The sequence below is a fragment of the Undibacterium paludis genome (assembly GCF_022568815.1).
GTDB lineage: Bacteria > Pseudomonadota > Gammaproteobacteria > Burkholderiales > Burkholderiaceae_D > Undibacterium.
Genome location: NZ_JAKZHX010000005.1, coordinates 315,268 through 334,167 on the forward strand (window position 1 = coordinate 315,268; position 18,900 = coordinate 334,167).

At 51.3% G+C, this 18,900-nt stretch carries 17 protein-coding genes; 10 read left to right on the plus strand and 7 right to left on the minus strand.

All coding sequences use genetic code 11. From position 1 onward, the window contains the following. Positions 1-17: 17 nt before the first annotated feature. The 3 genes from LZ463_RS11140 to LZ463_RS11150 are packed head-to-tail and all read right to left on the minus strand — an operon-like array spanning position 18 to position 2,430. The gene (locus LZ463_RS11140; protein WP_241455699.1) at positions 18-764 is read right to left on the minus strand and encodes a LytR/AlgR family response regulator transcription factor; all 747 of its coding nucleotides are present in this window, start codon (positions 762-764) and stop codon (positions 18-20) included. After that, positions 761-1,795: a sensor histidine kinase gene (locus tag LZ463_RS29215; protein WP_241455700.1), complete on the minus strand. Its 1,035-nt coding sequence runs from the start codon at positions 1,793-1,795 to the stop codon at positions 761-763. The genes LZ463_RS11140 and LZ463_RS29215 overlap by 4 nt, the downstream gene beginning before the upstream one ends. Positions 1,796-1,824: 29 nt before the next feature. Further along, positions 1,825-2,430 carry a hypothetical protein gene (locus tag LZ463_RS11150; RefSeq protein WP_241455701.1) on the minus strand — a complete coding sequence of 202 codons (606 nt, stop codon included), beginning with the start codon at positions 2,428-2,430 and terminating at the stop codon, positions 1,825-1,827. Between the two features lie 327 nt (positions 2,431-2,757). On the opposite strand from LZ463_RS11150, the gene LZ463_RS11155 reads away from it, so the two are divergent. Beyond that, the gene (locus LZ463_RS11155) at positions 2,758-4,461 is read left to right on the plus strand and encodes a glycoside hydrolase family protein (protein ID WP_241455702.1); all 1,704 of its coding nucleotides are present in this window, start codon (positions 2,758-2,760) and stop codon (positions 4,459-4,461) included. Positions 4,462-4,639: 178 nt separating this feature from the next. On the opposite strand, the gene LZ463_RS11160 is transcribed toward LZ463_RS11155, so the two are convergent. Further along, on the minus strand, positions 4,640-5,968 hold the full coding sequence (locus tag LZ463_RS11160; RefSeq protein ID WP_241455703.1) for an NAD(P)/FAD-dependent oxidoreductase: 1,329 nt from the start codon (positions 5,966-5,968) through the stop codon (positions 4,640-4,642). Positions 5,969-6,278: 310 nt separating this feature from the next. Between LZ463_RS11160 and dusB the strand changes: the two genes are divergently transcribed. From dusB to LZ463_RS11200, 8 genes are all read left to right on the plus strand, one after another. Beyond that, positions 6,279-7,289: a tRNA dihydrouridine synthase DusB gene (gene dusB, locus LZ463_RS11165; RefSeq protein WP_241455704.1), complete on the plus strand. Its 1,011-nt coding sequence runs from the start codon at positions 6,279-6,281 to the stop codon at positions 7,287-7,289. A gap of 91 nt (positions 7,290-7,380) precedes the next feature. Continuing rightward, positions 7,381-7,614: a helix-turn-helix domain-containing protein gene (locus tag LZ463_RS11170; RefSeq protein ID WP_110258221.1), complete on the plus strand. Its 234-nt coding sequence runs from the start codon at positions 7,381-7,383 to the stop codon at positions 7,612-7,614. Between the two features lie 47 nt (positions 7,615-7,661). After that, on the plus strand, positions 7,662-9,227 hold the full coding sequence (gene purH, locus LZ463_RS11175) for a bifunctional phosphoribosylaminoimidazolecarboxamide formyltransferase/IMP cyclohydrolase (RefSeq protein ID WP_241455705.1): 1,566 nt from the start codon (positions 7,662-7,664) through the stop codon (positions 9,225-9,227). Positions 9,228-9,308: 81 nt separating this feature from the next. Next, positions 9,309-9,590 (plus strand): GIY-YIG nuclease family protein, encoded by a 282-nt coding sequence (locus tag LZ463_RS11180; RefSeq protein WP_241455706.1) that lies wholly within the window; start codon positions 9,309-9,311, stop codon positions 9,588-9,590. A gap of 454 nt (positions 9,591-10,044) precedes the next feature. After that, positions 10,045-10,587, plus strand: a complete 543-nt coding sequence (ruvC, locus tag LZ463_RS11185; protein ID WP_241455707.1) for a crossover junction endodeoxyribonuclease RuvC — start codon at positions 10,045-10,047, stop codon at positions 10,585-10,587. A gap of 135 nt (positions 10,588-10,722) precedes the next feature. Beyond that, on the plus strand, positions 10,723-11,304 hold the full coding sequence (gene ruvA, locus LZ463_RS11190) for a Holliday junction branch migration protein RuvA (RefSeq protein WP_241455708.1): 582 nt from the start codon (positions 10,723-10,725) through the stop codon (positions 11,302-11,304). Between the two features lie 3 nt (positions 11,305-11,307). Beyond that, the gene (gene ruvB, locus LZ463_RS11195) at positions 11,308-12,387 is read left to right on the plus strand and encodes a Holliday junction branch migration DNA helicase RuvB (protein ID WP_241455709.1); all 1,080 of its coding nucleotides are present in this window, start codon (positions 11,308-11,310) and stop codon (positions 12,385-12,387) included. Between the two features lie 128 nt (positions 12,388-12,515). Beyond that, the gene (locus LZ463_RS11200; protein ID WP_241455745.1) at positions 12,516-13,346 is read left to right on the plus strand and encodes a 2-keto-4-pentenoate hydratase; all 831 of its coding nucleotides are present in this window, start codon (positions 12,516-12,518) and stop codon (positions 13,344-13,346) included. A 539-nt stretch (positions 13,347-13,885) separates the two neighbouring features. Here the strand turns inward: LZ463_RS11200 and LZ463_RS11205 are convergent. After that, on the minus strand, positions 13,886-14,947 hold the full coding sequence (locus tag LZ463_RS11205) for a porin (protein ID WP_241455710.1): 1,062 nt from the start codon (positions 14,945-14,947) through the stop codon (positions 13,886-13,888). Positions 14,948-15,325: 378 nt separating this feature from the next. Further along, positions 15,326-16,462 (minus strand): porin, encoded by a 1,137-nt coding sequence (locus LZ463_RS11210; RefSeq protein ID WP_241455711.1) that lies wholly within the window; start codon positions 16,460-16,462, stop codon positions 15,326-15,328. Between the two features lie 375 nt (positions 16,463-16,837). Here LZ463_RS11210 and coq7 point away from each other — a divergent pair, with 375 nt between their 5' ends. Continuing rightward, a complete protein-coding gene (gene coq7 / locus LZ463_RS11215) occupies positions 16,838-17,491 on the plus strand; it encodes a 2-polyprenyl-3-methyl-6-methoxy-1,4-benzoquinone monooxygenase (protein WP_489686106.1) in 654 nt (217 codons plus the stop codon). 137 nt (positions 17,492-17,628) lie between these two features. Here the strand turns inward: coq7 and LZ463_RS11220 are convergent, their stop codons facing one another. Next, on the minus strand, positions 17,629-18,891 hold the full coding sequence (locus LZ463_RS11220) for a putative Na+/H+ antiporter (protein ID WP_241455712.1): 1,263 nt from the start codon (positions 18,889-18,891) through the stop codon (positions 17,629-17,631). Between the last annotated feature and the right edge of the window lie 9 nt (positions 18,892-18,900).

Genomic DNA, 18,900 nt, shown 5'->3' on the forward strand with positions numbered 1-18,900 from the left:
CACCTTGCTTGTCCTCCCTACATCTGCCTGAACTGAAATTGATACGGCTGCGATACGGCCAGCCATTCCATCTCGTTTTCCAGCCGCAGGCTGAGGCCGCCATCGACACGTTGTACGGCAGCGATAGCGGCGACGTTGACGATATTGCTGCGTGATATCTGCCAGAACCTGTCGCCATCAAGCTGAACCGCCAGGTCCTTGATGGTGGTGCGTATATGGGCTTCGAGTTTGCCGGTCAGCACCTTGGTGTATTTGGCGTCGGCCCTGAAACAAAGCACGTCGCTGACATTGATGAAGCGTATCTGCTGTCCGACTGATGCCTGTATCCAGCGCAAGGCAACATCCGGCTTTTTGATCTGCAATGCCGACAGGTCAGCTGGTTGCTGTGTCAGCCGTTGCTTCAGCCTTTGTACCGCCAGCGCCAGGCGACCGACATCAAGCGGCTTGAGCAGATAATCGACAGCCCCCTGGTCAAAGGCATCGATCGCATAATCATTGTGGGCAGTCAAAAATACGATATGGCAGTTCTGGCTTGCCAGACGCGCCACGTCTATGCCAGTCAGACCCGGCATGCGCACATCAAGAAAAGCCAGGTCGGGCTGCAGGTCGGCAATGGCCTGGGCGGCGGTGATACCGTCGTCGACTGCGGCGACCACTTCCAGTTCTGGCCACAGGCGTGCCAGTGCTGCCTGCAATTCGTCACGCAAGATGGTTTCGTCTTCGGCGATCAGGGCGCGTGGACTGGCTTTGCCGGGCAAGTTCATGTCTGCGCCCTTGTTCTTGCCGGCAGAATCAGTTCTGCATCGACACCGCCGGTTTGGCGCGGCGAGAGTCGTAATTCTGCCTGTTCACCAAACAGTGCCAGCAGTCTTTCCTGCACGTTAAGCAAACCGACTCCACTACCCAGCTCGTTCTGGAAACCACGGCCATTATCCCTGACTGCCACATGTAAAGTACCGCCTTCGCAACGGGCGTGAATATCTATGCGCACTTCACCAGGCTGTGGCTCTATGCCATGCTTGATGGCGTTTTCAACCAGACTCATGATGGCCAGGGGCGGGATCAGACAGGCGCGCACATCTTTGTCTGCCTGCACGGAAAACTGGAAGCGACTGCCCAGTCGTATCTGGAAAATTTGCAGATAGGCTGCGGCCCGGTCAAGTTCCTGCCCCAGGGTGGTGGTGGTCAGCCGCATATCGGGCATGGCCGCACGCAAATAGGCAATCAGGTGGTTGAGCATCTGCTCTGCCTGATTGGCATCCTGATGGATCAGGGCGCGGGTATTGGCCAAAGTATTAAATAAAAAATGTGGTTCTATCTGGCCCTGCAATGCAGCCAGTTTGGCTTCCAGCATTTGTCTCTCGATTTTGTGCTTGCTGGCTTCTGCCGCCAGGCTGGCCTGGGTGCGCTGCCTGATTTCCAGGTCTATGGCAGCAGGCAAGACCGTGGCAAGAATAAATGCCAGAAGGATGGCAGGCAATAACCAGCTGGCATGGCCTGTGGTCAACGCAGGCCAGAATACGGCTTCTACCCTGAGCCCAGCAAACAATGCCAGCACCACGGACAAGGCCAGGATAGCCCAGCGCTGGCTGGCATGTTTGAACCACGCTGTTTTTTGTGACAGACATAATCCGGCTTGCGCCAGGGTATAGCCCAGCAGGATAGCCAGGCAATCTGCGAGCCAGGCTGAGTGCTTACCACTAAAACTGGCGAAAGCCACCAAACCCAGCACAGCGATGGCAGGCAACCGGGGCCAGGAAACAGATGTCAGGCTGCCATTATCTGGCCCAGTCACAGTCAATTCTTGATGCATCAGTTTTTAACTTATTCCGAGAAATTCAAGTTTTGCAGAGGTGCCGTCACCGCCCCCATCGTGATTTTATTGGCGACATGATCTTTACTTTCGGGAATGGGGGTTCTTGTCTGCATATCATTGAATGCCATGCCCTTGACGAATAACTTCCCATTATCCTTGAGACTGACGCCAAGCTCCAACTTTGTGGCATTGGCTGGCACGGTCAACTTGGCCCTGATCGCCTCCCAGGTATCACTCTTGCGTGCCCAGGTAGAAGAAATCGAAACACCTCCCTTGTCATCCACGGTCCTGATCCAGAACTCATAGCCACCGTGTTCTCCCATATGCAGTACTGATGCAGTAAAGGACATCGTCTTTCCCCTGTACGCGGTGGCATCCACCACTTGCGTAATGGCAGCAAAGTCATCCGCTTTGGCATTTTTGGCGGCAATAAAAAAAGCAGGCTGTTCTTTTGTTCCCTGCGACTCATCGATGCCACTTTCATAATGCGTGGCGATTGCCCCATTGCCAGTCCAGCCTTTGGGAATACCATTCTTGACTGCGCCTGCATACGAATAATTAACGGCCAATGCAACGAGGGGTGCGGCGATCAGGATTTTCCAGTGTTTCATCATCTTTACTCCATGTGGGTGGTTGATGATGTGCAATATACGGATGAGCAAGTCTGGTTTCCTTCGCTTTGCGATCACTGCCAGACAATCGCCGATAAATGGCGGGGATTGTCTGATGAATGGGCGTTCAAAAAAATAGTTTTATGCATGCCAGACAGAATGCAACAACACAGATTGACCAAGGTGGAGGAAATGGTGATACTGCCCACTCTGTATCATTGCAATCTCTATATGCTGGCACTTGCGACAATTGGGTTGATCGAACAATTCCTGAAAGCAATGTAAGCGATTTTCCCCAAGGCAAACATTCTAAGTTGAAGGACGGAATTTGTGCGAGTCTTTTATCAATTCGATTATGATGCGCTGTCCCGCAATGTCAGGAAACAATTAGCCAGGTCAGTGCGCAATCCTGAACACCTGGTCTATGGCGACGCAAATGCAAACTGGTACACCTATACCGTCAACCTGTCGCTCTGCCTGTTCTGCGGCTTTTTAGTCTACCTGGCAGCCTCTGCCGATTATGGCGACCCCATCAAGGACACCGCCTGGGCCGACAGGCATCTGCTGTTATGGTACTCCATACTGTTTTTTGGCATCGTCTACGGTGCATACGCGATGTGGCAGCGTTTGCAGATGGTACAGAAATTTCATTTTCTGCCTGGCCGCTATTTATTCCCCATGGCCCTGATCGATGTACGCAGTGAAAAAATCGGTATCCATGATCTGGCACAGCTGCGCAAGCTTGACGCAATACACCATGAAACCAATGGTCGCTACACCAAGACCGTATTCACTTTCAATTTTACAGATGGAACCCGCAAGACCCTGGTCCTCACCAATAAAAACCGGGCCGAAATCGCACTCGAAAAGTTCAACCGTTTTCAGCACAATGCTCGCGCCGCCTTCCAGAATCGTGATATTGCCAGCCTGTATGGCTTTGACCCTTTGCTTGACCTGCGTAAAAGCAAATGGCAGAAGTCCCTGAATGACCCTGGCCGCAGCCTGGGTAAAAAAATTCTGGACTTGCTGATGGAATTAAAACTGCCGCTGGTGATAGTGGCCATCACATTTGCTGCCATCTTCTGGTATGGCAGGAATGCCGCTTCTGACAAGAAAATGTATATGACTGCGAAACAGGCGCAGACAGAGGCTTCTTATCTTGGCTATCTAGGTCACGGCAAGTTCCATATTGCCGAGATGCAGGCTGAATTGCCACGCGTGGTCTTCAAGGAAGTACAAAAGAAAAATTCGGTCAGTGCCTTGCGCGCATTGAAAACACGCTTCCCCCATACGGACATACAGGCAGATGTGAATGAAGAAATTCATCAGCTGTATGACAAATCGCTGCAAAAATTCCGGGCGCAGGCAGTCAATTCCGACACAGGCTTGATCAAGGCGATGGAATATCTGCTTAAATATGCTGAAGAACACGACAGCCCCGGCGTGACCATCAATTTTGCCCGCCCCAGCCCGAGCGAGCTGAGCCAGCTTGATGCTTTCCTGAAACTGAAAGAAAGCAATCTGCGTGGAATGAAAATCATCCCGGCTGCGAAATATTTTGCCGATGACAGCGCCGCCACACGCGAAAGCCGCATCACGACAGGTATACGCACTGCCTTCAGTTCCATCTTCCCGAATGATGTGCTGGCATTTTCACCAGGCAGTAATACGCAGAGCAATATACCCATGCTGCAGATTGCCTACCAGATAGAACCGTCGGGCAAGGTGTTTACTTCAGATCGCCAGGACGATGCCTTCGTCGGTCTGGTCATGCGTTTCAAAGCGGCGATCGTCGTGCCCGACGTCAAGGAGCGCTGGAAGTTTGACCTGGAAGTAGAACCGCCCGATTCATTCAATGTTGAATACAAAACCTCAAGCCGCGACGCAGTACACCGTGCACCGGAGAGCCAGGTCTACGCCGTAATGGCGGAGAGGGCGTTTGACAAGCTGGCACTGAAGATCAATGCCGCTTTCTTCCGCCCTGACAGTGCGGTCTATATCAAACAGCTGAACCGCAGCAAAGGTACGAGCTAGTGTAGTGTCGCACGTAGATTGCGACGTATAAAAATGACGGATTTCGTGTCGATGCAACGCCGCCATGATCGTCGAGCACATGGCAGGCACTTCGCTTTTCACTGTTACAGTCCACTAGGGTAATGAGCCGACAGGCCGGCATCTGCACCAGCCTGCCAGCCTTGTCAGCCACCGACCATCAATGCAGTTTGATACGCGGATTACGCACCCTGTCTATGGTTTCTGCCCAGGTCGACAGCCAGGTATGAAAGAGTCCATTGACGGCCACCTGGTGATGTTTGTGCAAGGACCAGTACATCCACTTGGCCAGTGTGCCTTCGATAAAAACCGAACCACTGGCAATCGCTCCCATCAGGCTGCCAACCGTACTGTAATTACCCAGTGATACCAGTGAACCATGGTCTTTGTAGGTAAATTCCAACAAGGATTTACCCTGTAACTGGCGCGCCAGCGATTTGGCCAGCATGCTGGCCTGCTGATGGGCTGACTGGGCGCGTGGCGGTACATTCGGCAAACCCTCACCTTGCGGACAGGCGCAGCAATCCCCAAGAGCAAAAATGGAGGGGTCCACCGTAGTTTGTAAAGCGCGGTTAACGACCAGCTGGTTGATGCGGTTGCACTCCAGCCCGTCCAGGTCTTTTAAAAACTCCGGTGCCTTGATACCAGCAGCCCAGACCACGATGCCGCTGGGGATGAATTTACCGCTGGCCATCTGCACGCCAGCCTTGGACACTTCAACCACTTTTTCATTGGTATGGATTTCAACAGCTATACTGCGCAATTCACGGGCAACCGCCTCGGACAGGCGCTCTGGCAACATTTGCAACAGGCGTGGTGCGGCATCGACGATGACGATCTTCAAATCTTTTTCGGGATGGAAGTTTTGCAAACCATAACTCGACAATATCTTGGTTGTCATGTGCAGTTCTGCAGCGAGTTCCACACCGGTAGCGCCACCACCAATGATGGTGACGGTGAAACGGCCTTCGCCAGCTGCCTGCGCCTGGGTCTGCGCCCGCAGACAGCAGTTGATCAGCTTTTGATGAAAGCGCTCTGCCGCTGCAAGTGAATCCAGCATGATGCTGTTGTCACGTGCACCGGGCGTGCCAAAGTCATTGGTCTGGCTGCCAAGAGCGATCACCAGGCTGTCATAGGGTATGGCCTGGCGCGGCAACAGCTCTACGCCATTTTCATCCAAAGTGGGGGCGAGATAGATTTCTTTCTTGTCACGTGACAAACCGTCCATGCGCCCCAGGCGGAAATCAAAATGATTTGATCTTGCCAATGCAAAATACTCACGCTCATCAGCGTGGCTGTCGAGTGTGCCTGCAGCAACCTGGTGCAATAAAGGTTTCCATAAATGGGTACGACTGGCATCCACCAGCGTGATGACAGCCTTGCCCTGCTTGCCTAATTTTTTGCCGAGACGGACTGCCAGTTCCAGTCCGCCGGCACCACCGCCAACGATGGTGATTCTATGTACTGCCTCCCTGTTTTGCGTGTTCACAACGACTCCCTTAATATTAAAAATGTATTCCCTTGATGGCGATTAAAAATTGCGGGCAAGGGAATGCACTTTTGTCAGGAGCCTGTAAGGATCAGTATACACACAAGCATCCCTGTCATGGTTGGTATATCGACTACGCTAGTAATTTAGAAAAGCAAGTCTAAAGCTTGCAAGATTTACTAGATTTAAACTATCGAAAACCTGTGCCATATAAATAAAAATATTCCTTGGCAGAACCAACGATTTTGCCGAATATTTAGGCAGGATTCAGGTAGAATAGCGCTTCTTCGAATTTCCCCCTTCCCTGATCGTGCAAATCGGCTCTTACGTGCTGCGTAATAATATTTTTGTTGCTCCCATGGCGGGCGTGACTGACAGGCCTTTCCGTCAGTTATGCAAAGAACTGGGCGCGGGCTATGCCGTGTCTGAAATGGCGGCCTCCAATCCCAAGCTCTGGGAAACAGAAAAATCAACACGCCGCACCAACCACGATGGTGAAATGGAACCCAAGGCCGTGCAAATTGCCGGTGCAGACCCGCAGATGCTGGCCGATTGCGCCAAACATAATGTTGATAAAGGTGCGCAAATCATCGATATCAATATGGGTTGCCCGGTCAAGAAAGTCTGCAATGCCTGGTGTGGTTCTGCCCTGCTGCAACATGAAAGCCTGGTCGGGCAGATACTCGATGCTGTGGTCGGTGCAGTCGATGTACCGGTGACGCTGAAGTTCCGTACCGGCTGGGACAGGGCCAATAAAAACGCCCTGAACATTGCCCGCATGGCGGAATCGGCCGGCATACAGATGCTGACCTTGCATGGGCGCACACGCGCCGATGGCTACAAGGGTGATGCCGAATATGACACCATTGCTGCCGTCAAGGCCGCAGTCCATATCCCCGTGGTTGCCAATGGCGACATCACAACACCGGAAAAAGCAAAGCACGTATTGCAGGTCACCGGTGCTGACGCCATCATGATAGGCCGGGCGGCGCAAGGCCGACCGTGGATCTTTCGCGAGATCGCCCACTTCCTGCAAACCGGACAACATTTGCCAGCACCTTTGATCAGCGAAGTCCGTGAACTGATGGATAGCCACTTAAAAGCTCACTATGCTTTTTATGGCGACTACCTCGGCGTACGAACGGCGCGCAAGCATATAGGCTGGTATGTACAGGACCTGGTAGGCGGTGAAGAGTTCCGGCAGCAAATGAACTTATTGACGGATTGTGATGAACAATTAGACGCCGTCAGCAGTTTTTTTGATCACATGGCTGGGGAGCGGTTACAATACCGCCCCTTTGAAGAAAAACTGGCAGCATAAGACAACACGCTTTTATAAAAACAATTGTCTTGTCATCCGTAAAAAACGGAAGACCCGCCGCCTGGCATAACCGAACAGTGATAAAAACAGCATGAGCAAAGATAGCATCCAAGACGCCGTCCACAAGAATCTGGAAAAATATTTCCGTGACCTGGGCGAGCAACCCGCATCCAATATTTACGACATGGTCGTGTTAGCCGTTGAAAAACCGATGCTGGAAATGGTGATGACGCGCGCCTCCAGCAACCAGTCGCAAGCCGCCGATATGTTGGGCATCAACCGGAATACCTTGCGCAAGAAATTGCAGCAGCACGGTTTGCTTTAATCCATCCGCGAGGCTTGACACCGATTTCCTTACTCACATCAAAAATCATGATCAAACAAGCCCTCATTTCCGTCTCCGACAAGACCGGTGTGCTCGAATTTGCACGTGAATTGTCTGCGCTCGGTGTCAAGCTCCTGTCCACGGGTGGTACGGCCAAACTGCTGGCCGACAATGGCCTGCCTGTTACCGAAGTGGCTGACTACACCGGCTTCCCCGAGATGCTCGATGGCCGTGTCAAGACCCTGCACCCCAAGGTGCATGGCGGCATTTTGGCACGCCGTGATTTCCCTGAACACGTGGCAGCACTGGAGCAGCATGGCATTCCAACCATCGATATGGTGGTGGTCAACCTGTACCCCTTCCAGCAAACTGTCGCCAAGGGTGAATGCTCGCTCGAAGATGCGATAGAAAATATCGACATCGGCGGCCCGACCATGCTGCGCTCTTCTGCCAAGAACCACAAAGACGTGACTGTCATCGTTGATCCTTCTGACTACGCTGTTGTATTGGCAGAGATGAAGGCGAACCAGAATGTCGTCAGCTATGACACCAAGTTCACGCTGGCAAAAAAAGTATTTGCCCATACGGCACAGTATGATGGCGCGATCACCAACTACCTGACCAGCCTGGGTGAAGACAAGGCGCACGCAACACGCAGCGCCTATCCGCAAACCCTGAACCTGCATTTTGAAAAAGTGCAGGAAATGCGTTACGGTGAAAACCCGCACCAGTCTGCCGCGTTTTACCGCGACATCAAATCTCTCGATGGCGCATTGGCCAACTACAAGCAATTGCAAGGCAAGGAACTGTCTTACAACAATATCGCTGATGCCGATGCAGCCTGGGAATGTGTGAAGTCTTTCACTGAATCTGCCTGCGTCATTGTCAAACATGCCAACCCTTGCGGCGTCGCTGTTGCAGCGACACCGTTTGATGCCTACAGCAAGGCCTTGCAGACCGACCCAACCTCTGCATTTGGTGGCATCATTGCCTTCAACCGTGAACTTGATGGCAAGGCTGCAGAAGTCGTCGCCAAGCAATTTGTTGAAGTCTTGATTGCACCTTCTTTCACTGCAGAAGCAAAACAGATTTTTGCAGCGAAACAAAACGTGCGCCTGCTGGAAATTTCTATGGGTAATGGCTTCAACCTGTATGACATGAAACGCGTAGGCGGTGGTTTGCTGGTGCAGGCACCGGATGCCAAAAACGTCTTGCAGGAAGAACTGCGTGTCGTCTCGAAACTGCAGCCTACACCACAGCAAATGGCAGACATGATGTTTGCCTGGCGCGTGGCCAAGTATGTCAAGTCGAATGCCATCGTCTTCTGTGGCAATGGCATGACCCTCGGTGTTGGTGCTGGTCAGATGAGCCGTATTGACTCTGCCCGCATCGCTTCCATCAAGGCGCAGAATGCTGGCCTGACACTGACTGGATCTGCAGTAGCGTCCGACGCTTTCTTCCCTTTCCGTGATGGCCTTGATGTGGTGGTGGATGCAGGTGCAACTTGCGTGATTCATCCGGGTGGCTCCATGCGTGATCAGGAAGTGATCGATGCTGCGGATGAACGCGGTGTCGTCATGGTGTATACGGGAACACGTCATTTCCGTCATTGATGCGATATTGATTGATTAGTGGTTTTGTTTAAAACGGCTCTGTTTATCAGGGCCGTTTTTTATTCTGTCTTTTTTATCCCCATGGCTTACATCTATATATTAGCCAGCGCCAGGAATGGTACTTTGTATGTTGGAGTTACCAGCGATCTGATTAGGCGTGTTTATCAGCATAAGAACGGCTTCGTTGACAGTTTTACTTCACGGCACAAAGTTTATCAACTGGTCTGGTTTGAACAGGTCGCTTCCATACTTTCGGCAATTCAGCGTGAAAAGCAGATCAAGGCCTGGAAGCGGGAATGGAAGATCAGGTTGATTGAAGAAACCAATCCTTACTGGCGAGATTTGTATTTGGATATTGTGTGAGTCTGTTAAATGCTCGATTTGCTAGATTCACTCGTTTATTGACGTCGTTCCAGTGAGTTGGATTTTCTACGAATCTTATGCACAAAGAATAGTCACCTCGGTATGCCACAAACGACACTAGATTCCTGCCTGCGCAGGAATGACGAATTTAGAGACCCGCTCACTCATTCATGCGGCCGGTATACGACGATATAAACCGGGCTGAATATCCCCACTCAAACCGCAAGCTTAATTAACGTCGCTCCAGCGAAGGCTGGAGCCCAGCGGCGTTCGTTGTTCACGAATACTATCCGCAAGAAACTACAACTTAAGCATGCAACACATACTGACCACAAATAACAATAAGTAATTACGCACTTGTATAATAATGAATAGAAGTTCACCGCAGTACGCTATACTCACTAGCAAAAGCTAGCTCAGCACACCAGCACCAGACCAACAATACAAGACATCCATGAAAATCCTAGGCATAGACCCCGGCTTGCGTACCACCGGTTTTGGCGTCATCCACAAGCAGGGTAGCAAACTGACGTATATCGCCTCAGGTACGATAAAAACGGTGGAAGGTACTTTACCTGAACGCCTGAAAACCATACTGTCAGGCGTGTCAGAAATAGTATGCACTTACCAGCCCGATTGCGCTGCCATCGAAAAAGTCTTCGTCAACGTCAACCCGCAATCAACGCTCTTGCTGGGTCAGGCTCGTGGCGCAGCGATCTGTGCCCTGGTGGCAGCCGATCTGGTGGTGTCAGAATACACGGCTTTGCAGGTCAAACAGGGCGTGGTCGGCCATGGTCGCGCGAAGAAGGAGCAAGTGCAGGACATGGTGCAACGCCTGTTGACCCTGTCAGGTTTGCCCGGCACGGATGCAGCCGACGCCTTGGGCGTAGCAATTTGTCACGCCCATAGCGGCGATACCCTCGCCACTTTGGGAGCGATTGCACCAGGACTGGCAAAAAAAGGCCTGCGCGTCAAAGGTGGCAGACTGGTAGGCTGACGGGCAATTTATCCGGCTATTCTTGCGCATTATTACCTTCCTGCAATATCAATATAAATTCCCTGTATTAAACTCGTCAAACGGCCAAGAATCGTTTACTATCACTGTTTATTCATACAGTATGAAAGCAGTCTCATGATAGGTCGTATTGCAGGCACGCTGATAGAAAAGAATCCTCCGCAATTGCTGGTCGATTGTCAGGGCGTGGGCTATGAAGTCGATGTCCCCATGAGCACTTTCTATAACCTGCCCTCACTTGGCGAGAAAGTGGTCTTGCTGACCCATCTTGCCATCCGTGAAGACGCCCATGTACTGTTTGGCTTTGGTACGGCTGAAGAGCGCAGCACTTTCAAGCAATTGATCAAAATCAGCGGCGTCGGTGCCCGTACTGCCCTATCCATTTTGTCCGGCATGTCGGTAGCAGACCTGGCCCAGGCGATCACCCTGCAAGAAGCAGGCAGGCTGACCCGTGTGCCCGGCATAGGCAAGAAAACCGCCGAACGCCTGTTACTGGAATTGAAGGGCAAGCTTGGTGCTGATCTGGGTACGGCCAGTGCTGCACTGGCAGCTGGCGACCATAGTGCTGACATCCTCAATGCCTTGCTGGCACTGGGTTATTCTGACAAAGAAGCCTTGCTGGCCATGAAGTCGGTTCCTGCAGGCAGTGGCGTGTCGGATGGTATCAAGCTGGCCTTGAAGGCATTGTCCAAGGGCTAAGACATGACGATACATACCGACAACCTGTCTTCCGGCTCTTCTGGTGCAGTGGATACCCGCATCATCTCGGCCACGCCCAGCTCGCCGAATGAAGAAGCGATAGAACGCGCCCTGCGCCCCAAGCAGCTTGATGAATATGTAGGACAAGAGAAAATACGTGACCAGCTGGAAATCTTCATTACCGCCGCCCGTCAGCGTAGTGAGGCGCTTGATCACACCCTGCTGTTTGGTCCGCCCGGCCTGGGCAAAACCACGCTGGCGCACATCATCGCACGCGAGATGGGTGTCAACCTGCGCCAGACTTCCGGCCCTGTGCTGGAACGCGCCGGCGACCTGGCAGCACTGCTGACCAACCTGGAAGCCAATGATGTACTGTTTATAGATGAGATACATCGTCTGTCGCCCGTCGTTGAAGAAATTCTATACCCGGCCCTGGAAGACTACCAGATCGACATCATGATAGGCGAAGGCCCGGCAGCACGTTCAGTCAAACTTGACCTGCAACCGTTTACCCTGGTTGGCGCCACCACGCGCGCCGGCATGCTGACCAATCCGCTGCGTGATCGCTTTGGCATTGTCGCGCGCCTTGAGTTTTATACACCGGAAGAGTTGACCAAGATCGTCACCCGCTCTGCATCGCTGTTGAATGCACCAATACAGGCTGATGGCGCGCGTGAAATAGCCAAACGGGCACGTGGCACACCGCGCATTGCCAACCGTTTGTTGCGTCGCGTGCGCGACTATGCCGAGGTCAAGGGAACGGGCGAGATCACCAAGAACATCGCCGATGCAGCCCTGAAGATGCTCGATGTCGATGCGGTGGGCTTTGATCTGATGGACAGAAAATTGCTGGAAGCCATCCTGTTCAAGTTCGGTGGCGGCCCGGTTGGCCTGGATAATGTCGCTGCCGCCATAGGTGAAGAACGCGACACCATAGAAGATGTATTGGAACCTTATCTGATACAGCAAGGTTTTTTGCAACGTACACCAAGGGGCAGGATTGCCACCCCATCTGCCTACGAACATTTTGGTGTGACCATGCCCAGATCGGGCAACAACGGTGACTTATGGGGCGGTAGTTGAGCCATGAATTTAAACTGACATTCCTAGTTGTAAATTCAGGCTGTGATTATTTGTTGATCTGACGAGATTGATACAGGTGTCGACAGATTCCAAGATAGAAAATGATCCAGAACATGATGCCAAACATGATGCCCATGCCATTCCAGGCAGAAGAACATGCTTATGCTGTTCTTGAAGCCAGGGCCCGCACCCAGCATATCCACCCCCTGTCTTCACAATTTGAACTGAGTATCGAACATGCCTATGAAATCGCCAAGGCTTCTGATGCAATACGCATTGCCGAAGGCGAAGTACGCATAGGTCGCAAACTGGGTTTTACAAATCGCAAGCTATGGTCCAAGTATGGTGTAAAGGTCGCGATACAAGAGCCGATCTGGACCAGCCTGTTTGACAGTACCGTGCGCTACGTAGAAGAAAATTACGTCTATCAAAGCCTGGCTGGCGCCCTGCAGCCGCGCATAGAACCTGAAGTGGTATTCAAGCTCGGCAAGACGCCGGCGGCAGACGCCACCATAGAGGAGCTGGCCGATTGCCTGGAATGGATGGCGCACAGTATAGAGATCGTGGTCAGCCCTTTCCCTGACTGGAAATTTGAAGCGGCCGATGCCATCGCCGCACTTGGCCTGCATGGTACCCTGCTGATAGGCGAGCCACGTATTTTGTCGAGCGCCAGCCGCCAGCATCTGGCAGAAGTGCTGGCCAATGCCAGTGTATCGATCTCTTGTGATGGCTCATTGCGCAGTGCGGGTTATGGCAGCAATGTACTTGACAGTCCTTTGCATGCCATCTGGTATTTGCATAGCCTGCTGCAGAAGCAGCCGCAGTTCCCGCCTTTGCAAGCGGGGGAAATCATCACCACCGGTACCTGGACAGATGCCTACCCGGTTGAATCAGGACAAACCTGGGGCACGGCTTTTTCTGGCGTCCCACTGCCTGGCCTGAGTGTCAGCTTTGCGTAAATAAATGAAATGGCAGGCTACTCCGGATAATTTCGGTTAATTTTCAACAATTACATGATCCAGAACAGCCTGACAATAAGTCTTGCCAACCCGGTTTTTACCTGTTTTCAATTGTTTTTTTATCTTGCCAGCAGCAGTCAGTCCATATGCCCTCAATGAGCATGTCAATAGACAAGAGTGTCCGCATGCATTGCGAAAACCAGAATTGGGCACAGATTGCAGTGCATACAGCGACAAATCGCCACCAATAATCCTGCATTAGCAGCCTCATATTCTAAAAAAACAGATGGCATCATCAGTAGAACCTCTCGCCTGATCGTCATGCGGCGACGATAACCTGCCGGTTTGCCGGCGTCCTCAAGCTCGGCGTCATAAAAGGTAAATGCACTTCACCCTTGGAAGCAGTGCATTTTTGACATCGCCAACTTGTAAATTCAGGCAATTCAAGGTTTTTGCAAAGACAAAGAAAAAAGCATCCCTGAGGATGCTTTTTTCGATCTTGCCAGTAACTAACTTCGCTGACCTAAGTCAGCAGAAAATTAGAACTTGTGACGGATACCAACGTTAACCAGACGGACTGTTGCGCCATTAGGAACTGGTTTGAATGTAGCGGAAGAATCTGCGCTACCCAGGTTGATGTTTGCGTCGTTAGTTGCACGGGAAATAGATGTGTACAGGTTAGTACGCTTGGACAGGGAGTATGTATAACCCAGAGCCAGTTGTGAACCGTTAGCATCTTTGATCAGGCTGTTTTGGTTTGTGGAGCGGATGTAGCTTGTAACGATCGCGCCAGAACCGACAGGTACTGTTGCACCCAGCAACCATACGCGACGATCCAGAGCAGCTGCGCCTGCGCCATCATCTTTGATGGAAGAGAATGCGCCGTGTGCTGTTACAACGTCAAAGTTGTAAGTACCAGCGATCAAATAGCTCTTGGTTGCGTTAGAACCGTTAGCATTTTGTGCATTGCTGTAAGCGAATTCAGCAAACAATGGGCCTTGTGTGTAAGCACCAGACAGGCCGATGTAACGGCCAGCTGTGTTGTTACCGGCAACTTCGCCGAAACCATAAGATACTGTACCAACAAAACCGCTCAGGCTGTTTGTGTTGTAAACAGCTGCGTTGTTTGTACGAACGCCACCGTGGTCGAAGTAAGCTGCAGCGCCCAGGCCGGATGTACCGCTACCTGCTGTACCGCTGGTGATACCAGTGCTGAATGGATCGAAGCTGTCGATAGCAACGAATGCTGGCGTGTATTGACGACCGAAGTTGATCGCACCGAAGTCACCGGACAGACCGACGAATGCTTGACGACCGAAAGCACGGCCACCTTGAGCAGAGCTACCTGTATCAGCATTGATACCCATTTCCAGTTGGAAATTTGCTTTCAGACCGCCACCCAGATCTTCAGAGCCTTTGAAGCCCAGACGGGAACCGGATTGAATACCACTGTCCAGGCCCAGAGTGGAGCCAGCAGGATCGCCAGTGTTTTGATGTTGCAAGGCCATATCTACAACACCGTAGATAGTCACAGAAGATTGTGCTTGCGCTGTACCAGCAACAGCAGCCAAAACTGACAGAGCGATGAGTGATTTTTTCATTGATATTTCTCCAAAGGATTTCACATTGAGATGAACTACATTGAGCACGATGCGCGCAAAACAGAGCCAAAATTTGATCGCACGAAACGCGCTAATTCTTAAGAACCGACAAGACTGCTAAAAAGAAGTTAACGTATTTGACCAAAAATGGTATTAGACAGCCAAGCTAAATCGGCTTTTGGAGGGAATATGGGGCAATAATGTCTCGAATAAGCAACAAATATTGCAATAAACGCAACATATTCAATGCAATTAAAACAATATTTCCAAATGGAAAATAATACCTGTTTTTTTCATTTTCCACTGAAAAATGAAACAAAAACAAAATTGCAAAGGTCGCCAAAAGCGACCTTTGCAAATTAAATTAACTTACAGCAATCAGAACGCGTGCAACAGACCTACAGCTGTACGTGTTGCCGAGCTATTGCCGGCACCGATAATGCCCAGCGCCAGGGAAACATCCTGTGCATTGACTGAACCGGCTTTTGCATAAGTCAGGGATGCATAAGCAGTTGTACGTTTGCTGAATGCATATTTGCCCAGCAGGATGTACTGGTCAGCTTTGCCGTCGATGTCGCCAGAACGCTTGGTATTATAGTAAGCGGTTGTCAAAGTCATCTGATCAGACAAGGTGAAATCTGCACCAAGGCCGATTACAGCAATCTTGCGGCCGTTTGCGCTCGGCAGGGCATCAATCTTGACGTTACCCTCAACTTTGTTCTGGGAATAAGTTGCACGCAACATGACGTTGGAGGCAACTTTGACTTTACCGCCACCAGCCCAGCCGCTCAGGTAAGAGGCATTGGCATTGTCACGCAGTTTTGCGTAGGACAGGGCGGCACCGTTAGTGCCATCAGTAAAGAAGCCCGACAGACCGGCATAGTTATTTGCTGTTGTGTCTCCAGCTTTTTCACCGAAACCATACATCAGCGCACCGCCGAAACCGGACATCAGTGGGGACACATATTTGATCGAGTTATTCTGACGCAGTGCTGTACCGCCACCGTTGGTACCGAAACCACCGAAGAACGCACCGGAGTTCAATGCACTGAACATCACGTTGGGATTGGAGCCTGCATGTGCCAGACTGATCGGGTCTGCCAGACCGACAGAATCGACACCCAGGATGTTGTTACGGCCCAGGGTAATGCTACCGAAATCACCAGACAGACCTACCCACGACAGGCGGTCAAACAGGGATGTGTTGCTACCAGTCTGATTAAAGACGTTACCACCGAAACCGGCACCAGCTGTACCTGTATCATTTGCCAGTGTGCCTTCCAGGTTGAAGTTGGCTTTCAAGCCGCCGCCCAGGTCTTCGGAACCCTTGATACCCCAGCGGGAAGTCAGTAACTGACCAGCATCCATGGAATACTTGGAACCACCTGTTGCTGTTTGATTGGTTGTAGCAACAACAGCCGCATCCACGATACCGTAGATGGTGACTGAAGATTGCGCGGATGCCGTAGCTGCGAATGCGCTCAAAACTGCAAATGCCAGTATCGATTTTTTCATTGAATGCGTCTCCAAAATTATTAAATTTATGTGACCGTACTTAGTTACCCGCCAGTCATTTCTATACATTCTGTCTTGCGAAGACTTCGAAACCTGCTGATTAAGAAGCTGGATTCCATTGAAACAAATTAAAAGATTTTGGGCAAAGAGAATTTGCGAACGATCGTATTTAAGCAAATTTTATGTGGTGTTATCACAACAAGCTTTATCTTTCTCATTATCAAAACTCCAATTTTTCTGAAAGTTGCCGCCTGATAAGTTGCTCACATTGTCTTGTTTGCGCCAGCGCATGGCACAAAGTCAGGATAATTCTTACAATAGCTCCATTGCTGAGTCGCTACTGTCAGCGACAGCTTCTCCTTGAATTTAAGAAATATGATGAATAAAGCATCTCCGGGTGCCAACCCCAAAATTGATAACCTGATCAGCCAGTTTGACCGTGCCCTGCGCGTTGTCAGCGGTCAGGCAAGAGCCAGACGCTCGATCCCGGGTCATGAACTGCCAGAGGCAGAAATGTCCGACGAGGAAAAAGCCCATAGTGCAGGCCTGATGCGCGTCAACCATGTCGGAGAAATCTGCGCCCAGGCGCTATATGATGCACAGGGAGCCAACGCCCAGGCTGAAGAAATTCGCCAGCAATTTCAGCATTCTGGTGTAGAAGAAGAGGATCATCTCGCCTGGACTGCAAAGCGCCTGCAAGAATTGAATTCACATACGAGCCTGCTCAATCCTCTGTGGTATGCAGGAGCATATGCCTGTGGCAAGCTGGCCGCAAAATTCGGGGATGCCATCAGCCTGGGATTTGTGGTGGAAACCGAGCGACAGGTAGAGGCGCATCTGGCCAGCCACCTGAAAAAACTGCCGTCACAAGATGCCAAGTCGCGGGCAATTGTTGAGCAGATGCGCCTTGATGAGATTGCCCATGGAACAGCGGCACAATCTTTGGGCGCCAGTCAACTGCCGGCACCGGTACAGACTGGTATGAAGCTTATGGCGAAAGTCATGACCGGCAGCGCCTACTATATTTAAGGGAAGATTCGACATTAAAACAGTTCCCCCTGCCCAGGGGGTAGCGCAGACAATACCCTGGCAAAGCAAGGGAGCGTAAAACGACAGCCTCATTTACAACAGCCTGTCAGGTCATACTGACAGCAGTGACCAGCATATTAGGCCAATTGAAAAAAAATTGCCGCGATCAGAGTGGGGACCGCAGCGGCGGCAAACAGGCCCAGAGGGCTGATTGCCTGTTCGTGAAAATACTCCTTCAGAATAGCGTAGGCAGCCGGGTTAGGCGCATTGGCAATCACTGTCAGGCCGCCGCCTGTTACCGCACCGGCAACCAGTGCATACTTGGATGCATCCGATAAGCCAGCCACCAGCGACCCCAGGTAAGTCAGGGCCGCATTATCGGTAATGGCGGTCAGCGCCGTCGCCCCCCAGTAGAGTGCGGCAGGTTTCATTTCTGCCAGGACTGCCTGCAACCACCATTGCTGCATGCCGCCAAGCACGACGAGTCCTGCCAGAAAGAAAGCAACCAGCAAGCCTTCACGCAGCATCAGCCGATCCTGGTACTGTTTGTATGCTTCGGTAAAACCGAGGAAGAACAGGAAAAGACCAAGAAACACTACCGAGTAATGCGAAAACCAGACCACCGCAACCAGGAACAGGTAATGTATTCCCACAACCGTCAATGGTACGGCCCCGGCATCGGCACTGTCGGGCTCTGACTCCACGGTTTGCAACTCCTTTCGAAATAACAGAGTCAGCATCAGTGCATTCAGAGCGACCGCCGCAGCGGCCTTCCAGCCAAAATGAAAGAACATGTGTGACACATTCCACCCCCATTTTTCTGCCACCATCAATACCGGAGGTGCGGCAAATGGCGTCAGCACACCACCTATCGATACGTTGACAAAGAGGGTGCCCAAAGTCATATATTTCAATTTTGCAGAAATCTTCTTTTTATAAAACCGGTCGCGCAGCATCAAAGCCGCCAGCGTCATGGCCGCTGGCTCGGTAATTACTGAACCCAGCAAGGGGATCAAAGAAAGACACAGGAAATACGTGGCCAACTGGGTAGGCAACGGCACAACGGCTGCAACGCGTGACACAAAATGCTGAACCGACCATAAGACTGGCTTGGTGCCAGAAATCACCAGGATAACAAAAACAAACAGCGGTTCGGTAAAATTTTGTCCTTCCAAGTAATGGATAGCTGACTTCTGATCACTATAGGCTGCAACTATCATGACCAGAACAAAGGCCCAGAAACCGAACACTACCTCAACTTCGCCGAGCAAATGCCAGAGACCTGAATGGTGTTTGCTCTGGTGCGCCATGTGCGCAAAAAATTTGCCGGAAAAAGTATGCAAAACAGCGACCGCAAAAATGGCCGCTGCGATATAAAGCAGCGTTTGCTCTGTGTTCATCCCTGTCTC